The 1,310-nt window shown below is 77.5% G+C and carries 1 protein-coding gene and 2 pseudogenes; all 3 read left to right on the forward strand.

Going from position 1 to position 1,310, the window contains the following annotated elements; genetic code table 11:
• Positions 1-267 (forward strand): annotated as a pseudogene (locus AC6H2I_RS30380) (hypothetical protein); the annotation flags it as partial.
• Positions 268-270: 3 nt separating this feature from the next.
• The gene (locus AC6H2I_RS30385) at positions 271-1,077 is read left to right on the forward strand and encodes a MotE family protein (RefSeq protein WP_497504530.1); all 807 of its coding nucleotides are present in this window, start codon (positions 271-273) and stop codon (positions 1,075-1,077) included.
• A 5-nt stretch (positions 1,078-1,082) separates the two neighbouring features.
• Positions 1,083-1,310: pseudogene (locus AC6H2I_RS30390) on the forward strand (hypothetical protein); the annotation flags it as partial.

Here is a 1,310-nt window from a genome sequence, read left to right on the forward strand (position 1 = left end):
CCCGCCCCCTCCCTGAACGCCCCCTCCCTGGGCGCGGCCCCCCTGGCGGCGGCCCCGCCGCGCGAGGACGCCGCCCCGCCCCGCCCGGCCACCCATCCGGTCACGCACCCGGCCCCCGCCGCCCTCGCCATTCCGTCGTTCCTGCGCGACTTCACCGACGAGAGCGGTGTCGACGGGACGGCGGAGGGCGACGACGCCGGGGCCGAACCACGCAAGCCCGTCGGCGCCTTCTACGCCCGCCTGCGGACCCTCGGCACGGAGGCCTGACCCATGGTGCGCATCCTCCCCATCACCCTGATCGCCGTCCTCATGGTGCTGCCCCTCAAGCTGGGCGGGCTGATGGAGGAGTTCCCGGCCATCGCCCAGCAGTTCGACCGGGAGTTCGGCGATCACGAGCGCCCCTGGGCCACCGACCTCAAGCAGGACCCGGCGGGCGGCGCGGCCGCCGACGGCCCCCGGGCGGACATGACCGCCGGCGCCCCCGCCGCCAACTCGGCTCCGGTCGCCGACCCCGGTCCCGGAGCCGCCGCCGCAGCAGCGGCCCTGGCGGGGGCCGGACCGGCCGCCGCCGCCGGGCCCGCCGCGACGCCGGCCCAGATCACCCTCGAGGCACCGTCCTGCACGGATCCGCTGCTGCGCGAGGCGATCCGCGAGCAGAAGGCCGACACGGCGGCGCGCGCGCTGCGCGTGCGCGAGACGGAGGCGGTGCTGACCGCGACCGAGACCCGGATCGGCCTGCAGATCGACCGGCTCAAGGCCGTCAAGCGCGACGTCGAGGCCCTGATGGTCGAGCGCCAGAGCCTGGCCGAGGCCGACCTGAAGCGGATGGTCGGCATCTACGAGGCGATGAAGCCCCGCGACGCCGCGCGCATCCTCGACACGCTGGAGACCGCCGAGGTGGTCGAGGTGCTGGACCGCCTGGCCGAGCGCCGCGCCGCGCCGATCCTGGCGGCGATGACCGACGCCAAGGCCCGCGAGGTGACCCAGATGATCCTGCAGCGCCGCGCGCTTCCCGGCGACCGCACCACCGGGCCGGCGACCGCCGCCGTCCTGCCCCGCACCGTTGCGACGAATTGAACGCCATGACCAGCTTGCCCGACGTCCTCCTGGCCCCGCCGCGCAAGGCCGCCGACACCGCCAACGCCTTCGGCGACCGCGGCGCCGGCGCGCGCGACGACGACGCCTTCGACCGTCTCGTCGAGGAACGGCGCGACCGGCGCGACCGCCAGGACGCGGCCGCCGCCGCGCCGCGCCGCCAGCCGCGCCCCGATTCCGCCGGCAGCGCCGCGGCCGGGGCCAGGGCACCGGCC

The sequence above is a fragment of the Azospirillum sp. NS33 genome, assembly GCF_059703765.1.

Coding starts and splice junctions, on each gene's coding strand:
- AC6H2I_RS30385 (WP_497504530.1), top strand. CDS start 271: ATGGTGCGCATCCTCCCCATCACCCTGATCGCCGTCCTCATGGTGCTG.